22 protein-coding genes are annotated in these 16,565 nt (G+C 46.1%); 21 read left to right on the forward strand and 1 reads right to left on the reverse strand.

Annotated features, from left to right (window positions below; genetic code table 11):
• Positions 1 to 80 precede the first annotated feature (80 nt).
• On the reverse strand, positions 81 to 317 hold the full coding sequence (locus tag VIG27_RS07600; RefSeq protein ID WP_394526835.1) for a SymE family type I addiction module toxin: 237 nt from the start codon (positions 315 to 317) through the stop codon (positions 81 to 83).
• 515 nt (positions 318 to 832) lie between these two features.
• Between VIG27_RS07600 and VIG27_RS07605 the strand changes: the two genes are divergently transcribed.
• The 21 genes from VIG27_RS07605 to VIG27_RS07705 all read left to right on the forward strand — a co-directional run bounded on the left by VIG27_RS07605 (position 833) and on the right by VIG27_RS07705 (position 16,502).
• On the forward strand, positions 833 to 1,159 hold the full coding sequence (locus VIG27_RS07605) for an RNA polymerase subunit sigma-70 (protein ID WP_394526837.1): 327 nt from the start codon (positions 833 to 835) through the stop codon (positions 1,157 to 1,159).
• Positions 1,140 to 2,396, forward strand: coding sequence for a site-specific DNA-methyltransferase (locus tag VIG27_RS07610; protein WP_394526839.1), 1,257 nt, complete (start codon positions 1,140 to 1,142; stop codon positions 2,394 to 2,396). Before VIG27_RS07605 ends, VIG27_RS07610 begins: the two co-directional genes overlap by 20 nt.
• Entirely contained in the window at positions 2,374 to 3,690 is a 1,317-nt protein-coding gene (locus VIG27_RS07615) for a DNA cytosine methyltransferase (protein ID WP_394526842.1), read from the forward strand. Before VIG27_RS07610 ends, VIG27_RS07615 begins: the two co-directional genes overlap by 23 nt.
• Before the next feature lie 81 nt (positions 3,691 to 3,771).
• Complete coding sequence (locus tag VIG27_RS07620; protein WP_394526844.1) at positions 3,772 to 4,677, forward strand: hypothetical protein; 906 nt, start codon at positions 3,772 to 3,774, stop codon at positions 4,675 to 4,677.
• Positions 4,678 to 4,899: 222 nt separating this feature from the next.
• Positions 4,900 to 5,793 (forward strand): amidoligase family protein, encoded by an 894-nt coding sequence (locus VIG27_RS07625; protein WP_394526847.1) that lies wholly within the window; start codon positions 4,900 to 4,902, stop codon positions 5,791 to 5,793.
• A gap of 88 nt (positions 5,794 to 5,881) precedes the next feature.
• On the forward strand, positions 5,882 to 6,316 hold the full coding sequence (locus VIG27_RS07630; protein WP_394526850.1) for a gamma-glutamylcyclotransferase family protein: 435 nt from the start codon (positions 5,882 to 5,884) through the stop codon (positions 6,314 to 6,316).
• 82 nt (positions 6,317 to 6,398) lie between these two features.
• A complete protein-coding gene (locus VIG27_RS07635; RefSeq protein WP_394526854.1) occupies positions 6,399 to 6,878 on the forward strand; it encodes a phage terminase small subunit P27 family in 480 nt (159 codons plus the stop codon).
• A complete protein-coding gene (locus tag VIG27_RS07640) occupies positions 6,878 to 8,428 on the forward strand; it encodes a terminase large subunit (protein ID WP_394526857.1) in 1,551 nt (516 codons plus the stop codon). The genes VIG27_RS07635 and VIG27_RS07640 overlap by 1 nt, the downstream gene beginning before the upstream one ends.
• A gap of 100 nt (positions 8,429 to 8,528) precedes the next feature.
• On the forward strand, positions 8,529 to 8,795 hold the full coding sequence (locus VIG27_RS07645) for a type II toxin-antitoxin system Phd/YefM family antitoxin (protein ID WP_013272432.1): 267 nt from the start codon (positions 8,529 to 8,531) through the stop codon (positions 8,793 to 8,795).
• Complete coding sequence (locus tag VIG27_RS07650; RefSeq protein ID WP_394526861.1) at positions 8,785 to 9,090, forward strand: type II toxin-antitoxin system RelE/ParE family toxin; 306 nt, start codon at positions 8,785 to 8,787, stop codon at positions 9,088 to 9,090. Before VIG27_RS07645 ends, VIG27_RS07650 begins: the two co-directional genes overlap by 11 nt.
• Before the next feature lie 75 nt (positions 9,091 to 9,165).
• The gene (locus VIG27_RS07655) at positions 9,166 to 10,431 is read left to right on the forward strand and encodes a phage portal protein (protein WP_394526864.1); all 1,266 of its coding nucleotides are present in this window, start codon (positions 9,166 to 9,168) and stop codon (positions 10,429 to 10,431) included.
• Between the two features lie 57 nt (positions 10,432 to 10,488).
• Positions 10,489 to 11,199, forward strand: coding sequence for a head maturation protease, ClpP-related (locus tag VIG27_RS07660; protein WP_394526867.1), 711 nt, complete (start codon positions 10,489 to 10,491; stop codon positions 11,197 to 11,199).
• A 13-nt stretch (positions 11,200 to 11,212) separates the two neighbouring features.
• A complete protein-coding gene (locus VIG27_RS07665) occupies positions 11,213 to 12,421 on the forward strand; it encodes a phage major capsid protein (RefSeq protein ID WP_394526869.1) in 1,209 nt (402 codons plus the stop codon).
• A 60-nt stretch (positions 12,422 to 12,481) separates the two neighbouring features.
• Positions 12,482 to 12,757: a head-tail connector protein gene (locus tag VIG27_RS07670; protein ID WP_394526871.1), complete on the forward strand. Its 276-nt coding sequence runs from the start codon at positions 12,482 to 12,484 to the stop codon at positions 12,755 to 12,757.
• The gene (locus tag VIG27_RS07675; protein WP_394526873.1) at positions 12,757 to 13,089 is read left to right on the forward strand and encodes a phage head closure protein; all 333 of its coding nucleotides are present in this window, start codon (positions 12,757 to 12,759) and stop codon (positions 13,087 to 13,089) included. The genes VIG27_RS07670 and VIG27_RS07675 overlap by 1 nt, the downstream gene beginning before the upstream one ends.
• Positions 13,090 to 13,092: 3 nt before the next feature.
• Positions 13,093 to 13,476 (forward strand): HK97 gp10 family phage protein, encoded by a 384-nt coding sequence (locus VIG27_RS07680; protein ID WP_394526875.1) that lies wholly within the window; start codon positions 13,093 to 13,095, stop codon positions 13,474 to 13,476.
• On the forward strand, positions 13,473 to 13,790 hold the full coding sequence (locus VIG27_RS07685) for a hypothetical protein (RefSeq protein ID WP_394526877.1): 318 nt from the start codon (positions 13,473 to 13,475) through the stop codon (positions 13,788 to 13,790). The genes VIG27_RS07680 and VIG27_RS07685 overlap by 4 nt, the downstream gene beginning before the upstream one ends.
• 3 nt (positions 13,791 to 13,793) lie before the next feature.
• Positions 13,794 to 14,453 carry a major tail protein gene (locus tag VIG27_RS07690; protein WP_394526879.1) on the forward strand — a complete coding sequence of 220 codons (660 nt, stop codon included), beginning with the start codon at positions 13,794 to 13,796 and terminating at the stop codon, positions 14,451 to 14,453.
• A gap of 15 nt (positions 14,454 to 14,468) precedes the next feature.
• Positions 14,469 to 14,846, forward strand: coding sequence for a hypothetical protein (locus tag VIG27_RS07695; RefSeq protein WP_394526882.1), 378 nt, complete (start codon positions 14,469 to 14,471; stop codon positions 14,844 to 14,846).
• Positions 14,847 to 15,114: 268 nt separating this feature from the next.
• The gene (locus VIG27_RS07700; RefSeq protein WP_394526884.1) at positions 15,115 to 15,621 is read left to right on the forward strand and encodes a hypothetical protein; all 507 of its coding nucleotides are present in this window, start codon (positions 15,115 to 15,117) and stop codon (positions 15,619 to 15,621) included.
• A 149-nt stretch (positions 15,622 to 15,770) separates the two neighbouring features.
• Positions 15,771 to 16,502: a hypothetical protein gene (locus VIG27_RS07705; protein WP_394526887.1), complete on the forward strand. Its 732-nt coding sequence runs from the start codon at positions 15,771 to 15,773 to the stop codon at positions 16,500 to 16,502.
• Positions 16,503 to 16,565: the final 63 nt, after the last annotated feature.

Raw genomic sequence — 16,565 nt, forward strand, 5'->3', positions numbered from 1 at the left:
CAGGAACAGGTGAAAAGGGCAGGGTGTTTGAAATGAGATATGAGAAGGGAACTTTCAGTTCTGAATTTATCTCTTCTTTTTCATCTATCCGGCTCTGCTTCGTACTGTGCCTGTTCTTCACATACCATAGCGGGAGCGATGCGGATCCAGTTGTCCTCATAGAATACCTGGATTGCGTCCCCGATATGGAATCCCAATTCCTCCAGCCACTTTCCTTCCATAGATATCTTTGGCGTGCAGGTATAAGTCTTGCCGCCAGTATATCGTTTGGAGTTTGAACGGCTGGCATAAAGAACTTTCATTTGCTTAGTTTTCATAAAGTATTTCCTCCTTCTTTCTTTTGGTAGAGCCATAGTAAATCAAAAACAACAAATTATCCAGTTGATTTTGGGGTGCAATTTAGACAAATATTATCCGGGATTATTGTTCAGGTTATGAATTTGTGGGAGAGAAGAAAGAAGGGAGGGGGAGTCCGAATCTCCAGAACCCCGTCCCCTGGAAACCGCCGCCCCCCAAGACGTGAATTTTCGCAGAAACCGTCAGTGGGGATAGGATAATAGGTGCCTTTTTGTACATAAACATATGATTTCCGCTGAATTGATTGGAGGGGATTTTGCCAAAAAGTACCGGAAATCCATGTTTTGAAGCCGAGAAAAGACAGAAACTATCTGCTTTTCCCGGTTTTTTCTGTAAGGAGGTGCGAAAGGAAATGACAGAGGTGCAGGAAACCAGAATCTAGGAACTGAGACTGAAAGGTTTAGGCTACCGGAGGATTGCCACGGAGGCAGGGCTGTCCCGTGACATTGTCCGGAATTACTGCAGGAGCAAAGGATTGGCTGGGTACGCCACAGCTTTGGAAAAGAATGTATCGGAACAGATTTCCAAGGGCAAAGCCTGTTTGTACTGTGGAAAGGAAATAAAACAGCCGGCTACCGGGCGTCCTAAGAAGTTCTGTTCGGAAACCTGCAGGAGAATATGGTGGAGGATCCACCCGGAGGTTTCCGAGCAGAAGGATACCGCATTATACACGATGACCTGTGCGCACTGTGGTAAGGAATTTGTTTCCTATGGGAACCAAAAACGGAAATACTGCGGTCACAACTGCTACATCAAAGACAGGTTCTGGAGGGGAGAAGAGAATGGAGTTTCGGAGAATTAAAATCAAAGAACTGGTAGCTGCTTCCTACAATCCGAGGAAGAAGCTGAAGCCGGGGGATATGGAATATGAGAAAATCAAACGCTCCATTCAGGAGTTTGGGTATGTCGAGCCGGTCATTGTCAATTCTGACCTGACTATCATTGGCGGTCATCAGCGGGTTACGGTTTTATCTGATTTAGGGTATGAGGAAATTGACTGTATCGTGGTGGAGATTGACAAGACCAAGGAGAAAGCACTCAATATTGCCCTGAATAAAATTACGGGTGAATGGAATAAGGAACTGCTGGCTGACTTGATCCGAGATTTGCAGGAATCTGATTTCGATGTGGCGTTCACCGGATTTGAGCCACCGGAGATTGAACAGCTTTTTAATACGGTTCATGACAAAAATATCACCGAAGATGACTTTGATGTAGATGCGGAGCTGCAGAAACCGGCAGTGGCAAAGCAGGGAGATGTGTGGCTGCTTGGCAGGCATAGGTTGGTATGCGGTGATTCCACTCTGCCCGAAACGTATGATGTTCTGATGGATGGGAAGAAGGCGAACCTGGTAGTGACCGATCCGCCATACAATGTAAATTATGAGGGAACGGCAGGCAGTATTCAGAATGACCACATGGAGGATGAAAAGTTTTACCAGTTCCTCTTTGCTGCTTTTGTAAATATGGAAGCGAGTATGGAGCAGGACGCATCTATCTATGTATTTCATGCCGACACGGAGGGATTAAATTTCCGCAGTGCATTCAAGGCAGCAGGATTTTATCTGTCAGGTACCTGCATCTGGAAAAAACAGAGTCTGGTTCTTGGAAGGAGTCCTTACCAGTGGCAGCACGAGCCGGTTCTGTTTGGCTGGAAAAAGGGCGGGAAACACAACTGGTATTCCGACCGGAAGCAGACCACTATATGGGAGTTTGACCGGCCGAAGCAGTCTAAGGATCACCCGACCATGAAACCGGTAGGGCTTGTGGCATATCCGATCCAGAATTCCTGCATGAGCAATTGTATCGTTCTGGATCCCTTTGGAGGTTCCGGTTCCACGCTTATTGCCTGTGAACAGTCCAACCGCATCTGCTATATGGCAGAACTGGATGGGAAGTTCGTGGATGTTATTGTGAACCGTTATGTGGAGCAGGCCGGTTCAGCGGAGCAGGTCTTTGTCATCCGCAGCGGACAGAAAATAAAATATGAGGAATTGAAAAGGGAAGGTGGAGCTGATGAAGCAGTTGACCTTCCTTGATTTATGCTCCGGCATCGGAGGATTCCGGCTTGGGCTGGAAAATGCAGGACATAAATGTATCGGTTATTGTGAGTATGACAAATATGCCAGGGCTTCCTATGAAGCCATGTACGACACAAAGGGAGAGTGGTTTGCAGATGATATCACAAAGCTTAAACCGAAGAATGTGCCTTACGCAGATATCTGGTGCTTCGGCTTTCCATGCCAGGACATCTCCGTTGCCGGGAAACAGCGGGGACTGCGTGGAAAGCGAAGTGGAATCTATTACAACATCATTGACCTTGTCAAAGGCAAAGAAGAAAGTGGTAAACCCACATACTTACTTGTTGAGAACGTTAAGAACCTGCTCTCAGTTAATGGAGGATTCGATTTTGCCGCTGTTTTGTCTGAAATGGATGAAGCAGGGTATGACACGAGATGGCAGGTGCTTAACTCTAAGGATTTCGGAGTCCCGCAGAACCGGGAGCGGGTGTTCCTTATCGCAAATCTTAGAAACAGAGGCAGACGGGAAATATTATTTGTCACCGGAGAAGACAGCAGAACTCTTGAACAGATTATAGGGGGGATGCAGGGATACCGGGTTTATAATCCGGACGGGGTATCGGTTACCCTTGGGGCTAATGGCGGAGGAATGGGTGCAAGGACGGGGCTGTATTTCATTGACCAGTGCAGCCGCCCTAAGGTCACAGAAGTGGCAAGATGTATCCAGGCCAGATATAACGCAGGTATTATCAACTATCCTGCGAGTAATTCTGGTGTGATGGAAGTCCATGCGGTTCTGACACCGGAAAGGATAGAGAAGTGGCAGAATGGCAGGCGGATGAAAGAAGATGGGGAGCCCATGTTTACGCTGACCGGCCAAGACCGGCATGGTGTCTACCTATGTAAAAAATCATTGCAGGAAGACAAGGTGGAACTTCCTATCCGGAATGGCACAAGGCAGGGATATGACATTGCTCATCCCGGTGATGGGATTTGTCTGACATATCCGAAAAGTGTAACCCGGAGAGGGCGTGTGGGTAAAGGATGTTCCCAGACATTGGACACGGGCTGTCAGATGGGAGCCGTCTTAAAATGCGGACGTATCCGCAGGCTGACTCCACGTGAGTGTTTCCGGTTGCAGGGATTTCCGGATACATTGTATGAGAGGGCGGCAGCAGTCAATTCCGAATCCCAGCTTTACAAGCAGGCAGGGAATGCGGTGACCGCCACGGTGGCTTATGCGGTGGCGATGGCACTGCCGGAATCCCGTGGAACGGTTGATAACTACGGTTTCCGGGAGGATGAAAAATAATCTGGAAAGATGGAGAATTGCATTGACTTTACACCCGTTTAGAGTGATTTATGTAGTACAAAAAAACGGAGGTAAAGGCTTATGAAGAAAATAATAACAACTACGGAAAACAGAAAAGACGTTGTCAAGGCAATCTGCGAAATCACAGGGGAGAGTTCCCGGTACCTGGGTGTCCCAAGTTGCGGATACCAGATTGGGAAATGCATTGTGAACCGGATCGGCGAGGTGGAATTCCCGGACGGGGATGAAAAGCTGGAGGAAATGATTCTTGCTGGTCTGGTGGAAAGAGGACTGGTGGAAAGGGAAGAGGAGATGGAGGGTTTGGAGATTAAGATTCCTATAGGAGAGCATACGGGATTGAGTTTGAAGAACCTGGTCTTCATGATCCACAGCAAACAGTACCTTCTGAACAAAGCCGTTGGGAGAAAAGCTTTCCAGGTAAATGATGAGTTCCTTGTAAAATTGCAGGAGACAGAGCCGGAGGGCAGAGGAGAATTTCTGGAACTGCTCCATTCCTGTAAAGGGAATGAGCAGAACAAAGGCTTTTATTTTACAGAGGACGAGATTGTGTTTGAGGCATTTCCATTTTCTGAAAATGAGGAGGACATGGGAGCTTATGCAAAACTGGCATCGAGTATGTGTGCGGCAGCCTTAGACAGCAAGCGGGTGAATCCGGCAGAAACCATTGCAGAGAACGAGAAGTATTATATGCGCATCTGGCTTTTACGCCTGGGTCTTGGCGGGACCGAGGGGAAAAAGATACGCAAGGTGATGCTTGCCAATTTAAAAGGGCATTCTGCTTTCCGCACCCCGGAGGATATTGAAAGAGCAAGGGTACGCGGCCGCCAGAGGGCAGAAGCACTGAAGCAGGCGGAGCAGGAAGTTTTAGGGCAGGCAGAAACTGAGGAAGATACCCTGATGAATGATTCGGTAAACCAACTGCTTTCAGAAGAAACCGGAATTCCAGAGGAGATGGAAGAACCTTAGAAAGCGGCTTAAAAACATGGTTTCCTGCCTTATTATCGATATAGAAGAAACCCGTAAAAACACACGATTGATGGGCAGATTCCACCCAAATCTTTGTGTACATTACGCGCCGGATTAACTGGATAAAATGTGCTTTTAGAGTGATTAATAGACTACGCTTATTGAGCCTGCTCAATATGATACCAGAAAAAAATGAAGAAAGCACAGGAGGCGCATAGATACATGAAAACACAGAAATTCGGGATTGAGATTGAACTGACAGGGATTACCAGGGAAACAGCGGCAGCGGTAATTGCAGAGTATTTCGGGACTGAAAGCTGCTACGCAGGAACCTATTACGAAACCTACGAGGCAACAGACCGGCAAGGCAGGATTTGGAAAGCTACCTATGATTCCAGCATTATGGCAAAGAAAAAGGTGCAGGGGAGAATTGTAAGTGCGGATGATACTTACAAAACAGAGATTGTCAGTCCCATTCTAACCTACGAAGATATTCCGGATTTGCAGGGAATCATCCGGCAGCTCCGTCACAAAGGGGCATTTGCTGGGGAGAAATGCGGGATTCACATTCATGTGGATGCCAGCCGTTACACCCCGCAGACACTGCGGAACATGGTGAACATCATTGCAAGCAAAGAAGATATCCTTTACAAAGCCCTGCAGATTGACCCAAGGAGGCTTTCCTACTGCAAGAAAGTGAATGAGAAACTGATTGAAACTATTAACAAGAAAAAGCCGAAGACGATGGCAGAGCTTAAGGATCTCTGGTATGCAGAAGACCCCAACAGCAACCGGAATAAGCATTATAATTCCACCCGTTACCATGGACTGAACCTCCACGCCACTTTCAACAAAGGTACGGTGGAGTTCCGGCTTTTCAACAGCACTACTCACGGCGGGGAGGTTAAGGCATACATCCAGTTCTGTCTGGCGGTCAGCCATCAGGCACTGGCACAGAAATCAGCATCTCCAAGACGAACGGTCACGGATAACGAGAAATACGCATTCCGGTGCTGGATGATTCGGCTTGGACTCATTGGGGACGAATTTAAAACCTGCAGACTGCATTTTTTAAAACATCTCGATGGAAACTCAGCCTGGAGACACGGGGCATAAGTACATAACCTTCCCCCAAGTGGCGGATTGATCGCTCTTGGGGTGGCAGGAGGGAGAATTAACTATAAAAAGGAAAGGAAGATGCTATATGACGAAACTGTATATTGCTTATGGAAGTAACATGGATGAGGAACAGATGGCTTACAGGTGTGCGGATGCAAGAATTGTTGGTACGGCAGTAGTGGAAAGCCACCGGCTGCTGTTCAAAGGCGGTAAGGATCGAGCCTACGCTACGATTGAACCGGAGGAAGGGAGTCATGTTCCGGTTCTGATTTGGGAAATCAGCAGGGAAGATGAACGGAGACTGGACCGCTATGAAGGGTGTCCGAAGTTTTATTATAAAAAGGAACTGCCGGTTCTTGTAAACGGAGAGACACGCAACGCTATGGTTTACATCATGGATGAGAGAAACCCACAAAATAAGCCGAGTTACAATTATTACGGGATTCTGGAGAGGGCTTATATCAAATATGGATTTGATGACTTTATATTAAAACGGGCTTTGGAGGAAAGCTGTCCATAAAAATAAGCTGATGAATCAAGGAATCAGAGCTTCTTCGGAGGCTCTTTTCTTTTGCCGGAAACACAGAGGGGAGGTGGAGCAGATGGCACAGAGCGGCAGAAAACCAAAGCCTACCGCGGTAAAAGTACTGGAGGGGAATCCGGGAAAGCGGAGTTTAAACACGCAGGAACCAAAACCGGATAAGAAGGCTCCACGCTGTCCGGTCTGGCTGGAGGAGGAAGCGAAAAAGGAATGGAAGCGTATGGCAAAGCAGATGGAGCAGCTTGGCATCCTCACTGAGATTGATATGGCGGCTTTTGCCGGATACTGTCAGGCATATGCCCGGTGGAAAGAGGCAGAGGAATTTATTACGCAGCATGGAACCATCGTAAAGACACCTTCCGGTTATTGGCAGCAGGTGCCGCAGGTTTCTATTGCTCAGACCTATCTGAAAATCATGAACCGGTTCTGTGAGCAGTTTGGGCTTACCCCATCCTCCAGAAGCCGTATTGTGTCTGAGAATGGGGAGGATAAGGAAAGCGATACCATGGAACTGCTCCTGTATAAAGGTGGTGGCCGGTAATGTTTGATGAGGTAAAAGCGCAACATGCGGTCAACTTTATCAATTGCCTGAAACATACCAAAGGTCGGTGGAGGGGAGTTCCCTTTGAACTACTGCCTTGGCAGGATACCATTATCCGAGAGGTGTTCGGTACAGTTAAGGATAATGGCTACCGCCAGTACAACACAGCTTATGTGGAAATACCGAAGAAGAATGGAAAATCGGAATTGGCGGCGGCTGTTGCTCTTTATATGACCTGCGGAGACGGGGAATGGGGCGCGGAGGTTTACGGCTGTGCCTCTGACCGACAGCAGGCGTCTATCGTATTTGATGTGGCGGTGGATATGGTAGATCAGTGTCCGGCATTAAAAAAACGTATTAAGCCGGTCATGTCGGTAAAGCGGCTGGTATATAAGCCGACCAACAGCTTTTACCAGGTGCTTTCCGCAGAAGCCTATACGAAACACGGTCTGAATGTCCATGCGGTTATTTTTGATGAATTACATGCGCAGCCGAACCGGGAACTGTTTGATGTCATGACGAAGGGATCCGGTGATGCCAGAACACAGCCATTGTTTTTTCTGATAACAACGGCAGGAAATGACCGGAATTCGGTGTGTTTTGAACAGCACCAGAAGGCAGAGGATATTATCCTTGGGAGAAAGATTGACTCTGCGTTCTATCCAGTGATTTACGGGGCGAAAGATGCTGCGGACTGGTCATCGGAGAAGGTCTGGTATCGGGCGAACCCGTCTCTGGGATACACCATTGATATAGAAAAAGTCAGAAACGCTTATCTGAGCGCAAAGGATAATCCGGCGGAGGAGAATATCTTCCGGCAGCTCCGTCTGAATCAGTGGGTGAAACAGTCTACCCGGTGGATGCAGATGGAGAAGTGGGATGCCTGTGATTTTGCAGTCGATGAAGTCGAATTGATTGGCAGGGAATGTTACGGCGGATTGGATTTATCCAGTTCCACTGACATTACAGCATTTGTCCTGATATTCCCTCCGAGGACAGAAGAAGAAAAATATATTATCCTGCCGTATTTCTGGATACCGGAGGAGAACATGCGTCTGCGCGTACGCAGGGATCATGTACCATATGATGTGTGGGAGCAGCAGGGATTCTTGAAAACCACGGAGGGGAATGTGATACATTATGGATTTATTGAGAGATTCATAGACGATTTGGGAAAGAAGTTTCATATTAAAGAGATTGCCTTTGACCGCTGGGGAGCGGTGCAGATGGTACAGAATCTGGAAGGACTGGGATTCACAGTGGTTCCATTCGGGCAGGGTTTCAAGGATATGTCACCGCCCAGCAAGGAATTGATGAAGCTGACACTGGAGAAGAAACTGGCACATGGCGGACATCCGGTTTTGCGTTGGATGATGGATAACATCTTTATCCGTCAGGACCCGGCAGGGAATATTAAGCCGGATAAGGAGAAGTCCACGGAAAAGATTGATGGTGCGGTGGCGGCAATTATGGCTTTGGACCGTGCAATCCGGAATATCGGGAACAACGTAGGAAGTGTATACGATGATAGAGGGATTTTAGTATTTTAAAGAAGTCATCTGCACAGAATAGAGTTAGAAGTCTATTTACTTTATAGAAAAAAAGAGTTATAATAATATCATAATAATGATATGAAAGGAAGTGCAGGGTATGATTATTAAAGCGTCAGCGGCATTGAGAAATGACTATACAACGATTTCCAATCTGGCAAAAGAGACAAAAGAACCTATTTATATAACTAAAAATGGTGAAGGTGATATGGTGCTGATGAGCATTGACGCCTTTGAAAAACGGGAGCAGATTTTAGAACTACGGTCGAGGGTGCTGCAGGCAGAGCAGGAGCGTCTTAGCGGAGCAAAAACCATGAGTGTTTCAGAAGCCAGAAAAGCATTAAGAGAGCGTTTAAATGAAGCATAAGGTGGAAATTCTTCCATCTGCCTGGGAGGATTTGAAGGGAATTGAAGACTATTATGCAGTGCAGTTTGATGTAGAAACGGCATTAAAAGTCAGTGACCATATTTTAGATGCCATTGAACGTTTAGAGGATTTCCCCGATTCTGGCTCCCTAACACCTGATAAATGGCTTAATGAAAGAGAATACCGAATGGTGATATGTAAAAAGCATGTGGTAATCTATAAGACAATAGAAACATCTGTTTATGTTTATCATATCGCAGACACGCAAACTGAATATACGAAATTGTTTTATTAGTAAGCAGGTTATAAGAAGCCTTGGGAGTATGGTGTCTCAAGGCTTTCTTTTTGCCCATTTTCAGGAGGAAAGCAGATGGGAATCAGAAGTTTAATGGGAATACGTGGAGCAAGGGATAAGCCAAGGAATTCTTATGCAGGTTCTGCCTTATCCTTTTTATTTGGAAGAAGCACCAGCGGCAAGCCGGTCAATGAGCGGACAGCCATGCAGACTACGGCAGTGTATTCCTGTGTGCGGATTCTTGCAGAGGCGGTGGCTTCACTTCCGCTGCACATCTATCAATATACGGACAAGGGGAAGGAGCGGGTGGCTGACCATCCGCTTTATCCTATTCTGCACGATGAGCCAAATGAGGAAATGACTTCTTTCGTGTTCCGTGAAACACTGATGAGCCATCTGCTGATTTGGGGAAATGCTTATGCACAGATTATCCGGGATGGCGCAGGCCGGGTGATTGGGTTATATCCGCTACTGCCAAACAAGATGCAGGTGGACAGGGCAGATAATGGAGAGATTATCTATATTTATTCCAGAGATTCTGAAGAGAATCCGAACTTTAGCACTTACGGACAGATTTATCTCCGGCGGCAGGATGTTCTGCATATCCCGGGGCTTGGTTTTGATGGTCTTGTTGGGTATTCGCCCATTGCTATGGCAAAGAACGCTGTAGGTATGACACAGGCTTGTGAAGAGTACGGAGCAAGTTTCTTTGCCAACGGGGCAAATCCCGGCGGCGTATTGGAGCATCCCGGAGTGTTAAAAGACCCAGGCAAGGTTCGAGAAAGCTGGAATGCGGTCTACCGTGGTACCAATAATGCCCATAAGATTGCGGTGCTGGAGGAAGGGATGAAATACCAGCAGATTGGTATTCCGCCGGAGGAAGCACAGTTTCTGGAAACCAGGAAGTTTCAGATTAATGAGATTGCCCGGTTATACCGGATTCCGCCACACATGGTAGGGGACTTGGAAAAGTCCAGCTTTTCCAACATTGAGCAACAGTCTTTGGAGTTCGTAAAGTATACCCTGAACCCATGGGTAATCCGCTGGGAACAGTCCTTGCAGAAGGCACTATTGCTTCCGGAGGAGAAGAAGGAATACTTCATTAAATTAAATGTGGACGGACTGCTCCGTGGGGATTATCAAAGCCGTATGACCGGTTATGCCACAGCAAGGCAGAACGGCTGGATGTCCGCCAACGATATCCGGGAGCTGGAGGATTTAAACCCGATACCGGAGGAGGAAGGGGGAAACCTCTATCTGATAAACGGGAATATGACAAAATTAAAGGATGCCGGGCTGTTTGCCGGAAATGGCACAGAAAAAGAAGAGGAACCAACTTAGCGGTATAAGGCTGCTGAGGCAGGTTCCTTTTTGTGTGTAAGAAAGTGAGGAATACGGGTGAAACGGAAGTTTTGGAACTGGGTGAAGAATGAGGACGTAGGAGGAAGGACGCTGTACCTGGACGGGGAAATTTCAGACGAAACCTGGTATGGCGATGAAGTGACACCGGAACTGTTCCGCAGAGAACTGGAATCCGGTAACGGTGATATCACGGTTTGGATTAATTCTCCGGGCGGAGATGTGTTTGCGGCGGCACAGATTTATAACATGCTGATGGACTACAAGGGAAATGTGACCGTGAAGGTGGATGCCCTGGCTGCATCGGCAGCCTCGGTTATTGCTATGGCAGGAACTATGGTACAGATGTCCCCGGTTGCCATGATGATGATCCATAACCCCATGACGGTTGCCATCGGGGATTCGGAGGAGATGAAGAAAGCCGGATCCATGCTGGACGAGGTGAAGGAAAGCATTATGAACGCCTATGAAATAAAGACCGGGCTGAACCGGCCAAAGATTTCCCATCTGATGGATGCAGAGAGCTGGTTCAATGCCAGGAAGGCAGTGGAACTTGGATTTGCGGATGAGATTTTAGAAAACAAAAGTGGAAACAGGGAAAAAGAAAATGGACTGGAACTGGAAGGAATGATGTTTTCCAGGGCGGCGGTTGCCAATTCCCTATTAGATAAGTTAATCCCGAAGAAACCGGAAAAGAAGGGAATTCCGGCGGAGCAGTTAGAAAAGCGTTTAAATCTATTAAGTCATTGAGGAGGAAGAATCCATGAAACAGATTTTAGAATTAAGGGAAAAAAGAGCAAAAGCGTGGGAAGCGGCGAAGAAATTCCTGGATGAGAAGCGCAGTGAGGACGGCTGCCTTAGTACGGAGGATACTGCCGCGTATGAAAAAATGGAGGCAGATGTGGTGAACCTGGGCAAAGAGATTGAGCGTCTGGAACGCCAGGCTGCCATTGATCTGGAACTGTCAAAGCCAACCAGTACACCGATTACCAACAAACCGAATGGAAATCCATCCGGTGAAGAAAAGACGGGCAGGGCAGCTATGGAATACCGCAGGGAGTTCTGGAACGCCATGCGTAAGAAGAATTACTACGATGTGAATAATGCACTGCAGATTGGTACGGACTCCGAGGGCGGATATTTAGTGCCGGATGAGTTTGAGCAGACGCTGGTGCAGGGACTGGAGGAAGAAAACGTGTTTCGTACTCTAGCAACCATAATCCAGACTTCCAGCGGTGACCGGAAAATTCCGGTGGTGGCTACCAAGGGAGAGGCTTCATGGGTAGATGAGGAAGGACAGATTCCGGAATCTGATGATTCTTTTGGACAGGTATCCATTGCGGCTTATAAGGTGGCAACCATGATTAAAGTCTCTGACGAGTTGTTGAATGACAGCGTGTTTAACATGGAAGCCTATATCTCCAATGAGTTTTCAAGAAGAATCGGTGCGAAAGAGGAGGAAGCATTCCTTGTGGGCGATGGTAAGGGGAAACCTACCGGAATTTTCAATCCCATCGGCGGAGCTTCTGAGGGTGTGACCACAGCCACGGCAAACATTACTTTTGATGATGTGATGGATCTGTTCTATTCTGTGAAAAGCCCGTACCGTAAGAAATCCACTTTTGTGATGAACGATTCCACGGTAAAGACACTCCGTAAGCTGAAGGACAATAACGGGACCTATATCTGGCAGCCTTCCGTGCAGGCAGGACAGCCGGATACGGTTTTAAACCGTCCCGTAGTGACTTCTGCTTATGCACCGGCCATTGCAGCAGGAGGAAAAGTCATTGCTTTTGGTGATTTCAAGTATTACTGGATTGCCGACAGACAGGGGCGTTCCTTTAAACGTCTGAATGAGTTATTTGCAGCCAACGGTCAGGTTGGCTTCCTTGGAAGCCAGAGAGTGGACGGTAAGCTGATTCTGCCTGAAGCGGTGAAAGTGCTGGCCATGAAGGCAGCAAGCGGTACCTGAATCAATTTTTAGGATTTGCTTTAGTGGGCAGGTCTTTTTTTGTATGGAAAGGAGACATCTATGGTAGCCACATTGGAAGAAATCAAGGAATATGTACGGATTGACAGCACCGGTGAGGACGATTTCCTGCTGGCCTTGTGTGCCACATCAGAAAGTCTGTGCAGTGACATTTTACACCGGACGTTTGAGGAGATGGAGGAAGTGCCGGATCCGGTGAAGACAGCCGTGCTGTATGGCATTTCCTACTTGTACGAGAACCGGGAGCAGGCGGATTTCAAAGATTTGACATTGATGCTGAAGTGCCTGCTGTTCGGGCAGAGGGACGAGGTGTTCTGATGAAGATCGGACAGTGGCGGGAGCGTATCTTGATCCAGAAAAATAACATCACGAAGGATAAGATCGGAAACCAGAAGAATGTATGGGTAGATTACTATTCCTGCCACGCTTATGTAAATAACCTGTCCGGTCGGGAATACTGGGAGGCGGCACAGGTGAACCAGGAGGCTTCCCTCTATTTTATTGTGCGGTACTGCAGGGAACTGGAATCCATGGACAGCACCTTATACCGGATTATGTTCAAAGGGGAAGTTTACAATATCACCTTCGTGGATTTCATGCAGTATCAGAAGAAAACCATCAAGCTGCGGGCAGAGAAAGGAAAGAGGTAGGATATGGCAGAGCGAAGGGTGAACGTGGACCAGATGGCAGATGCCATCGCACAGTCCATGTCTGAGTATGCAGATTTATCCAATGAAGTAATGAAGGAATGTGTCACAGAAACCAGTAAGTCTGTGAAGAAAGAAATCCAGGAAAATGCCCCCGTGCGTACCGGAAAGTACAAGAAAAGCTGGGCGGCGAAAAAGGTGAAGGAAAATGCCAATTCCCTCACCATGGTGGTACACAGCCGTGATCGATATCAGATTGCACATCTTCTGGAACATGGGCATGCAAAACGGGGAGGCGGACGGGTGGCTGCCATTCCACATATTGCTCCGGCGGAACAGAGAGGAGCAGAAGAACTAGTTTCCAGAATCGAAAGGGGGCTTTCGGGATGAACCATGAACAGGTAGTGGCAATGGCAGAGGAAACAGGACTGCCCTTTGCCTATGACCATTTTGTAGAGGGACTGTCCCCTGATCCGCCCTTTTTAGTCTTTCTTTATCCGGGCGCTAACAATTTTGCGGCGGACGGGATCGCTTATTTCAAAGTGAACCGACTGCATCTGGAACTGTATACCGATGAAAAATCCATAGAGCTGGAAGAACAGGTCGAGGCTGTACTTACCAGGCATGGCATTTTTTATGGGAAAAGCGAAGTATGGATTGAGTCAGAAAATCTGTACGAGGTACTATATGAAATGGAGGTTTAGTGAGTGGAAAATAAAGTGAAGTTCAATCTGTGCAATGCCCATTATGCACCGATTAAGGCAGGAGAAAATGGGGAGAGTACATTTGGGACTCCGGCGGCACTTCCGGGAGCAGTGTCCATCAGCCTGGATCCCAACGGAGAGCCGGAATCCTTTTATGCGGACGGCATTGAGTATTACATTATCAATAACAACATGGGCTATGACGGGGATTTAGAGCTTGCTATGATTCCGGAGTCCTTCCGCACGGACATTTTGAAGGAAGAAACAGATGCTAACAAGGTGCTGGTAGAAAACTGCAATTCGGAGACAGGCAGCTTTGCCCTGCTCTTTGAGTTTGATGGGGACGTGAAGAAAATCCGCCATGTGCTATATAACTGTTCTGCATCCAGACCGAAGATTGAGTCAAAGACCAATGAGGAATCCAAAGAAGTGCAGACAGAAACGCTGACCATTAAAGCAAGACCATTGGCAAGCGGGTATGTGAAGGCAAAGACCGGGGATGCCACCACACAGGCTGTGTACGATAAGTGGTATGAGGCGGTGTATATGCCCGCCAGTACTCCAGCGGTGCAAGCGACACAGGTATCTGCTCTTTCAGCACAGGCTATAAGTAGGACAGCGGCAGCAACAGCAGAAAAAGAATCAGAAACGAAAAAATCATAGGAGGCAGGAAAGGACATGAGCATTATCAGGACGATTGAGATTGACGGAAAGGATGTTTTATTTAAGGCGTCAGCGGCGATTCCGCGAATTTACCGCTTGAAGTTCCAGAGGGATATTTATAAGGATTTACGGGCGTTGGAACAGAGTGTGAATGGCTCGGAAGAAGGGGAGTCCGGGCTTGACCTGTTTTCTTTGGAGATGTTTGAGAACATTGCATTTGTGATGGCGAAACATGCAGATGGTTCTATTCCCGACACGCCGGAGGAATGGCTGGATGGATTTAATACATTTTCCATTTACCAGGTGCTTCCGAAGCTGATAGAGTTGTGGGGATTGAATGTGCAGACAGATGTGGAGGCTAAAAAAAACTTCGCCCAACAGAGCGTGAAATGACAACGCCGCTGTTCCTCCTGCGGTGTGTGCAGTTGGGACTTACTATGCAAGATTTGGAACAGCTTTCCATTGGGCTGATTAATGACATGTATGCGGAGAGTAGGAATGATGAGTGTAAGTATGCCCAGCTCGCAACTCAGGACGATATGGATAAGTTCTGATTTGCGTTGATAGAGCAGCCGTTTCCTGCTATACTGGTAGCAGAAAGCGGCTGATGGAATCAGCGGGAAACAGTAATTTGTCGTTTTTGCAAGGAGGGAGAGCCATTATGAGCAGACCATTAACGGAACAGAAAGTATTAAGAAAATTAGATATTGAGGATTTTCGACATCTTACAAAAGATAAGGTTATTACTATGGCATCAATGCTAGATAAGATGGATCCAGAGGTGGCTAAGAAGGCGTTAGAACAATTCCCAGAGTTTTCTAACACAGCAAAGGAAATGTTGGTTGGATATAAAGATACATTGGATAAAGGTTTAGAGTCAAATACGGAAAGTGTTCAATCGTACTATGATTCGTGTAAATCGATAATTGAGGTTTTACAAAAACAACTTGAGGATGAGAATCTTTTGTTTGAAGAAAGAAAGTATATCATTGATAAGATGTTTGAAATCTCAAAAATGATGGATGAAAAAGACTCAGAGAATAAAAAGTTCATTGCTACAATGGTGGTAGTTGGTGCGACGGCTGTTGGTATTATCACTGCGGTGCTGGCGTCTGCACTAGGTGGAAATACAAAGATTGAGACAAATGATATTGATAAATTGGCTTAATACAATTACATATTTATCCTTAGAGATATTTATTGGAAAATTGTTAATAAATTTGAATTTGTTGGGGGAGAAGATGAAACAATATGATGTAGAAAAATGGAACAAATCATAGAAAAATAATATATCATGTAGAAAGGTGTGGTGTTTACATGGAGCAAAAATTTAGAAAAGTAGTAATCATATTCATTGATATTTTAGGCTCACAAAATAGAGAAAATTTTGATGAATGGTACAATGTTATGAGTATTTTCAGTGCAATGGTAGAACGAGAGAAGGAATTGGACAAAACTCATAAATGGACTGTTTACAAGAGAGAAACGCATGTGTTTTCAGATTGTGCATACATCATTTATGACTATAAAGATGATATCGAAGATAGTCGAAAAGACATATATGAGCTAATGGGAATTGCTTGTTATAACACAGAAAAAGTATTGTATGAATTTTTAAAGAATGGGTTTATTGCTCGTGGAGCAATTACACATGGTAATTTGTTTTATGACAATGAAAGGAATATTTGGTTTGGACCAGCAATGAATCGAGCTTACTTTTTAGAATCAAAGAAAGCAAGATTTCCAAGAGTTATTGTAGATCCTGAATATGCAGAAGATTTGTATGCATTTAACGAAAATAAGTATCGTAAAGATCCTACACAAAGAATGCTTAATGGCGAAATCTTGTGTCGTGATATGGATGGTTTTATATATTTGAATTATTTGAATAGTGTGAAGCTGGGTATGAATCAATTGGAGAGTGAGTATGTTGTAGGAAATGCTCTTCAATTATGCAACATAGAAAGAAATGTGAAGAGAGAAACAAAAGAATTGCAGGAATCCATTAAAGATAAGTATGATTGGTTGGAAACGTATTTATTGAGTTAAGTAAATGATTTGGTACGATTCACTAATACTAAACCTAGTGCAGTTTTGAAAAAATGTGATTTT

The organism is Lacrimispora sinapis (assembly GCF_043633585.1).
GTDB lineage: Bacteria > Bacillota > Clostridia > Lachnospirales > Lachnospiraceae > Lacrimispora > Lacrimispora sinapis.